5 protein-coding genes are annotated in these 7,089 nt (G+C 46.7%); all 5 read left to right on the forward strand.

Translation table 11 applies throughout. The annotated features are described in order from the left end of the window. Positions 1-368 precede the first annotated feature (368 nt). Positions 369-935, forward strand: a complete 567-nt coding sequence (locus tag QUA97_RS17675) for a photosystem I assembly protein Ycf4 (RefSeq protein WP_194012996.1) — start codon at positions 369-371, stop codon at positions 933-935. A 320-nt stretch (positions 936-1,255) separates the two neighbouring features. Next, a complete protein-coding gene (locus QUA97_RS17680) occupies positions 1,256-2,044 on the forward strand; it encodes a peptidylprolyl isomerase (RefSeq protein ID WP_442922537.1) in 789 nt (262 codons plus the stop codon). 384 nt (positions 2,045-2,428) lie between these two features. Then, positions 2,429-3,634 (forward strand): beta-ketoacyl-ACP synthase, encoded by a 1,206-nt coding sequence (locus QUA97_RS17685; RefSeq protein ID WP_333195379.1) that lies wholly within the window; start codon positions 2,429-2,431, stop codon positions 3,632-3,634. Positions 3,635-3,967: 333 nt separating this feature from the next. Next, the gene (locus tag QUA97_RS17690) at positions 3,968-5,077 is read left to right on the forward strand and encodes an ATP-binding protein (protein WP_333195381.1); all 1,110 of its coding nucleotides are present in this window, start codon (positions 3,968-3,970) and stop codon (positions 5,075-5,077) included. A 101-nt stretch (positions 5,078-5,178) separates the two neighbouring features. Further along, positions 5,179-7,056 (forward strand): DNA mismatch repair endonuclease MutL, encoded by a 1,878-nt coding sequence (gene mutL / locus QUA97_RS17695; RefSeq protein WP_333195383.1) that lies wholly within the window; start codon positions 5,179-5,181, stop codon positions 7,054-7,056. Positions 7,057-7,089 lie beyond the last annotated feature (33 nt).

Here is a 7,089-nt window from a genome sequence, read left to right on the forward strand (position 1 = left end):
CGATCGCGCTTGAGCCAGTCGTCGAGTACATCAAAGATGCCTCTTTCGGTCTGGGCGCGTCCGACTGCGATTGTCATAGTTATAAAATCCTCTTGCTTGTTAAAAGACCAAGGTTTCTAATTAAAGTTAACATAACTATATATTATAAGTTGATAAAATTTCAACTAAAAGACCAGAATTCCCCCACTAGATGCGTACTCCCCCAGTCGCGATCGGTTCCACAAGCGAGAAATTTGAGGTACTTCCAAGCCAACTGACTCGCTTTTCGCCGCCGCAGTTAAGGGTGGTTGAGGAGCCAGTCGCGCCAAGGAAGTGCGAGTGAGGTAGGCTAGTTGAATTAAAATTTGGCTTTAAGGCTGTTTAATCTTATGACTGCAAAAGCAACGACCTCGATCGATTCTATCCTCCGCTACGAGGTTTTGGGTTCCCGCCGCTTCAGCAATTACTGGTGGGCGACGATTGTCACCATTGGAGGGACTGGTTTCCTGCTTTCGGGCCTTTCGAGCTACTTGCACGTCAACCTGCTGCCTTTTGCTGACCCGACTGAGCTCATTTTTATCCCCCAAGGCATTGCGATGGGTTTCTACGGTGTCTGCGGCGTGCTGTTGGCACTTTACCTGTGGCTGACTGTTCTGTGGGATGTCGGCGGCGGATACAATGAGTTCGATCGCAAAACTGGTAACATTCGGATCTTTCGCTGGGGATTTCCCGGCAAAAACCGCAAACTTGATTTTACTTGCAAAACATCCGACGTGCAATCTGTGCGGGTGGACATTAAAGAAGGTCTCAGTCCCCGCCGCAGCATTTATCTCAAGCTGAAAGACCGCCGTCAGTTTCCCCTAACTAGAGTCGGACAGCCGATTGCTTTGTCTGATGTGGAAAATCAAGCTGCGGAATTAGCTCGATTTTTGCAAGTTCCCCTAGAAGGACTGTAGATATTTTCGATTTTCGATTGTTAATGTCTTGTCGTCTTGTAGGGTGCGCTTGGGCGCACCAAATCGAGAAATCTCGGAATTTAGAGATTGGGAATTGGGCATTTTCGATGGCAGAATTCGTAATGTCTTGTAGGGTGCGCTTGGGCGCACCAAATCGATAAATCTCGAAATTTAGAGATTGGGAATTGGGGATTGTCGATCGCAGAATTGGTAATGTTTAGTAGGTTGGACGGCGACGCACCAAGTCGATAAATCTAGGGTGCGCGTCGCCGTACACCTTACCCGGTTGAAGGAAAATGAAAGTGAAAATACAAATGCAAATGCAAATGCAAATCAAAATTCAGCGGTGGTTGTTCTCACTTTTAATAATTGGTGCGCTGTTTGTCGGGGGATGCGGTAGTTCCCCGCAGGCTAACTCCACTCCGACACCGAATCCGGTGTCTGGTGAAAGCATTTCTTTGACTCCACCTCCGTCTCCTTCTAATGCTGTGGCGGTGAGTTCGCAATTTAGCAATTTGCCGCGTTTGGAAGGAAAAGCAACGGTGGTGATGATGGTCAAAGGTGCTCCAATTACGATCGAAGTTGACGGCACAAATGCGCCAATTACTGCGGGCAATTTTGTCGATTTGGTTCAGAAAGGTGTCTACGACGGGCTGGTATTTCACCGAGTCGTGCGGGAACCTCAGCCTTTTGTAGTTCAGGGCGGCGACCCGCAGGGTAAAGACCCTAAATTCCCTACGGCGCGGCTGGGAACTGGGGGTTTTATTGACCCGAAAACATCTGCAGAACGCAGGATTCCTCTGGAAATTAAAGCTAAAGGTGCTCCGAGTCCGACTTACAGCAAAACGCTAGAACAAGCTGGGGTTGCTGAAAAACCTGTGTTGATGCACACTCGCGGGGCTGTGGCGATGGCCCGATCGCAAAGTCCTGATTCGGCTTCTTCTCAGTTTTACTTTACTTTGACCGATGTACCGTTTTTGGACGGTAGCTATGCGGTTTTTGGGTACGTGAAGGAAGGGATGGATGTGGTTGATAAGATTGAAGCGGGCGATCGGATTGAGAAGGCTACTGTTACTCAGGGTTTGGAAAATTTTAAACCTGGTAGCTGAAGGTAGTCATTAGTCATTAGTCATTAGTCATTAGTCATTAGTCATTAGTCATTGGTCATTGGTCATATCAATTCCGGTTGTACTCATACATGACTGTTGACTGTTGACTGTTGACTGTTGACTCTATTTTATTATTCCGATGCAACCGGAAACGATATGATTAGTCATTAGTCATCGGTCATCGGTCATTGGTCATGAGTCATTAAGGATGAAGGATTGACTGACAAACTGGTGACTGATGATTTAAGGTGGGAGCATTTCATTTTTACATAAAGCATTTTTTGTTGTATTGCTGTCCTTGAAAAGCGAGCTATAGAAGGAGGCGAACTTCGGAGGACACTACATAAACCCAACTGAGATGCTCCATTACGGCTAAGTACAAAAATGGATGTTGTTGTTACTGGAATTGGTCTGCTTTCAGCTTTGGGGAATCTGAAAAATAGCTGGAAAAGACTGTTGGCTGGTGAGTCGGGAATTGAGATACATCAACCTTTTTTAGAAGTTGAACCGCGAGTTTTGGCTTTGGTTGGTACAAAACCTGCTGATTTAATAAGTTTAATTCTGCCTGTTTTAGCAGAGGCTTTGCAAGATGCTAATTTGACTTTGCCTTTGCGCGATTGCGGAATTGCGATCGGATCGAGTCGAGGATTTCAGGCAAATTTAGAAATGTTGCTAAGAGGAAAGAAGCAAGAAGGAAGGGAATTCCCGATGCCCAATTCCCAATTCCCAATGCCCAATGCCCAATTCCCAATTCCCAATGCCCAATTCCCAATGCCCGATGCTCAATTCGTGGATTTTTTGCCTCACATGGGGGCGATCGCGGCGGCGAGGGCAATCGGCTCGACGGGGCCTGTGCTGGCGCCGATGGCTGCTTGTGCGACGGGCTTGCAGTCGATCGCCCGCGCTGTTGATTTGATCCGCACTGGTGAGTGTCAGCGGGCGATCGCAGGTGCTGTGGAAGCGCCGATTACACCGCTGACTGTGGCTGGATTTAACCGGATGGGTGCTTTGGCCGACACTGGCTGCTATCCGTTTGACCAACATCGGGAAGGCTTGGTGCTCGGTGAAGGCGGGGCTTTATTTGTATTAGAATCCGCCGAGCTGGCAAGCCGTCGCGGTGCTAAAATTTACGGGCGAGTTTCGGGTTTTGGCTTGACAAATGATGCTTGTTATGCTATTGCACCGGATATCGGGGGGGAAAGTGCGATCGCGGCGGTAAATCAATGTTTGAAACGCAGCAATTTAGCAGCCGTTGATATCGATTTTGTTCACGCTCACGGTACTGCAACTGATTTAAACGATCGACAGGAAGCACTGTTAATTCAAAAATTGTTTCGCCCTGGAGTTGCTGTTAGTTCGACTAAGGGGGCTACTGCTCATACTTTGGGAGCTTCGGGAGCCTTGGGCGCGGCTTTTTGTTTGATGAGTATTCGAGATGGGATGTTGCCGCCTTGCACCGGCCTGAAAAAACCGGGGTTTGAATTAGATTTTGTTCGCTGCAGGCGATCGACTCTGGTGAGAAATGCGATTTGTTTGAGTTTTGGCTTTGGCGGGCAGAATGCTGCGATCGTCTTATCTGGCGATCGTTAATTTTTGGCAATGCCAGTCGATCGACATTTAAATTGTGCGCTCTCTCTAAAGTTAAAATCTTGTAATGCCTGCTGCAGAACTCGATCGCACATCTAATGAAAAGCTCAAAAATATTACCATATTTATGGATTTTAGTCAATTAGCTAAGAATTTGCGCGAGATTGCTGCTGCTGTCTGAGTCTGGCTCTGCATTCCGGCGATCGCCCTTTCCCGGCCAGGGATGCCAGAACATAGAGCCAGATTCAAGCAGTATTGTCTTTTATCAACCCATCGATGCCGATCGGCGAAAATAGAAAAAATAAACTGTTTAAATTAAGCATTAGGTACTATCTCATGGATCTGGCATCTCATCGATTTATCTCTTATTTTGAACCTCTGCAAGCTGCTCACCTGTGTCAAATAGCTGTATTGGAGAGTTTTGCTGAGGAAACGCTAGTTTTTGACGAAGGAGAAGCCGCCGATTTTTTCTATCTAGTTTTAGCAGGTGCAGTCGAGTTTAGCAAGCGGATTGAAAATAATAAATATCAAGCTATTGCTATCGCTAAGCCAGACGATTTTTTTGGCGAACTCGGAGTTTTAGACGGAGAGCCTCGCAGTGCTAGAGCTGTGGCATTTGGCGGCTCGACTTTGGCAAAAATAGGTCGCCAAGAACTAATAGCAACTCTAGAGTTGGCTCAAGGCAGTTCCGTCCTGCAAATGTTTAATTTCATTATTAAAAACCTGCGCGATACTACAGATCAATATGTTAGCCAGTTCGTCCACAAACAAAAAATGGTATTAGTCGGAGAAATGGTGAGTACAATCATTCACGATTTCAAAAGTCCTTTTACAGGAATTAAACTCTCCAGCGAAATGCTCAAAGAAATGCACCCCGATGAGGAAACTCAGGAGTGGTGCGAACTTATTCAATTACAAGTTCAGCGAATGTTGGGGATGGCTGAAGAAGTATTAGAATTTTCGCGCGGTAACTCTACATTAAGTAAAAAACCAATCAATTTAATCCAGACGTTGCAGCAGTTTGAAAAATTGAACAGAGTTTATTTTGATGCGGCAAAAGTAGATTTAGTGCTGCGGGTAACAGAAGTAATAGTGGAAGCGGACGATAATAAGATTTTGCGCGTTTTGCAAAATTTAGTTGGGAATGCTGTTGAAGCTTTTGGCGGGCGCGGCGGGCGAGTTGAGATTATTGTGACACAAACCGAGGAGTGGGCAGAAATTAGTATTTACGATAACGGGCCCGGCATTCCCTCATCAATTAAAGACAAGTTATTTGAACCGTTTGTGACCTACGGGAAGCGGACTGGTACTGGTTTGGGAACGGCGATTGCTAAGTCGATTGTTGATGCTCACAAAGGAAAAATAACCTATGAATCGGACAATGAAAGAGGGACAACTTTTTACATCCGATTGCCAATCAACATTGTAGAATCGGAGCAAATTTAAGTGGCCGACAGATATCTGGATTTTCTCAATTTTCGTGAAATATAATGTGTAGCGAGTAGCAAAATCAAGTAGAATTTAATTAACGAAATGCTAAAAATCTGATGCCAGTTACTATTCAAACCTTACCCGCAGAAGTTATCAATTTAATTGCCGCCGGCGAAGTGATTGACTCGATCGCCGCTGCGGTACGAGAATTAGTTGAAAATTCTCTGGATGCTGGCGCAACTCGCATCGTTGTGTCTGTCTGGCCCGAACAGTGGCGGGTGCAAGTTGCAGATAACGGTACGGGGATGGATCTGGAAAATTTGCAGCAGGCGGCTTCGCCTCACAGTACGAGCAAAATTACCACGGAAGCAGACCTTTACAAAATTGCTACTTTGGGATTTCGCGGGGAAGCTTTGCACAGTTTGGCTCAGTTGGGCTGTTTGGAGGTTTTGAGCCGATCGAACGATTTGGGATTGGGCGATTTTTGGAAAAATCGAGACACCGCACCAAACCCCGCCAATTCATCGTTTAAGAAGGAAGCAGTTGAAAATGCTCGATCGGGCTGGCGGGTGGTTTACAGCAGGACGGGCGTTGCTGTGGAGGTGGAAACAGTGGCGATCGCCCCTGGTACGGTAGTCACTGTGTCTGATTTGTTTGGCAATTGGCCTGTGCGCCGCACTTTTTTGACTCCGGCACAGCAAATGCGATCGATCCAATCAATCATTCAGCAAATTGCTATTTGTCACCCCCAGGTTAATTGGCAGTTGCGTCAAGGAAATACTGCTTGTTTCTACGTCACTCCTAGCAGTAGGGCGGAACAAATTTTACCTCAATTTGTGCGCGGCGTGCGAGCAAGCGATTTGCAATATTTAAAGTTAGATTTGCCTTCAGTTCCTGAAAAGAATAAATTGCCAGATAGTTTCGCACAGGCGCAATTATTTTTGTCAAAAACAGGGGCGAGTTACCAATTCCCAATGCCCGATGCCCAATTCCAAATTCCCAATTCCCAGTCTCTGGAGTTAGTAATTGGTTTGCCCGATCGCTGTCACCGCAGGCGGCCGGATTGGGTGAAGGTGGCGGTGAACCGGCGGGTTGTGCGATCGCCCGAATTAGAGCAAACTATTCTCAGCGCCTTCGCCCGTACTTGTCCGCGCGATCGCTATCCTCTGTGTTTTGTTCACCTGCAAATCTCCCCCTCAGAAATCGACTGGAACCGCCACCCGGCTAAAGCGGAAATTTATCTGCACGATCCGAGTTTTTGGCAAGCCCAAGTTAGCGCGGCAATCGATCGGGCTTTGCACTTGAATGATGAAGTTTTGCCAGCGCCACATATTCCCGATCGCGTGGGACAATTGCTGAAGGCGTCGGAACAAAAAAGTGCTTACAGTGTAGGAATTGGCGATCGGCCAAACGATGAAGGCGGCGAAGATCCAAAAAATCCTAAAATAGGATTGATGGAACTGAGGGCGATCGCACAAGTTCACAATACTTACATTGTGGCGGAACATTCCAGCGGAATGTGGTTGATAGAACAACACATCGCTCACGAGCGCGTTTTGTACGAGAAATTGTGTGCCGCTTGGCAGCTAAAACATCTCGAAAAACCAGTAATTCTCAGTCAATTATCGGCGCTGCAAATTGAGAATTTATCCCGCTTGGGTTTGGAGGTAGAAATATTTGGCGAACAGCTATGGGCGGCGCGAGAAGTGCCTGAATTGTTAGCCGATCGAGATGACTGTGCGGCGGCGCTTTTTGAACTCAGTAAAGTCGCAGATTTGCAAGCTGCTCAAGTTGCTACTGCTTGTCGCAGCGCTATTCGCAACGGCACTTCTTTGAGTCTTTTGCAAATGCAAAATTTGTTGAATGAATGGCAACAAACTCGCAATCCGCGCACTTGTCCCCACGGCAGACCTATCTATTTTGCTTTGGAAGAATCGACTCTGGCTAGGATTTTTCGCCGCAGTTGGGTGATTGGTAAAAGTCACGGGATTTGAAGGTGTGCGTTACATACAAAACGGCTTTTTTTT

The organism is Microcoleus sp. CZ3-B2 (assembly GCF_036705055.1).
Lineage (GTDB): Bacteria > Cyanobacteriota > Cyanobacteriia > Cyanobacteriales > Microcoleaceae > Microcoleus.

Coding starts and splice junctions, on each gene's coding strand:
- QUA97_RS17675 (WP_194012996.1), top strand. CDS start 369: ATGACTGCAAAAGCAACGACCTCGATCGATTCTATCCTCCGCTACGAG.
- QUA97_RS17680 (WP_442922537.1), top strand. CDS start 1,256: ATGCAAATGCAAATCAAAATTCAGCGGTGGTTGTTCTCACTTTTAATA.
- QUA97_RS17685 (WP_333195379.1), top strand. CDS start 2,429: ATGGATGTTGTTGTTACTGGAATTGGTCTGCTTTCAGCTTTGGGGAAT.
- QUA97_RS17690 (WP_333195381.1), top strand. CDS start 3,968: ATGGATCTGGCATCTCATCGATTTATCTCTTATTTTGAACCTCTGCAA.
- mutL (WP_333195383.1), top strand. CDS start 5,179: ATGCCAGTTACTATTCAAACCTTACCCGCAGAAGTTATCAATTTAATT.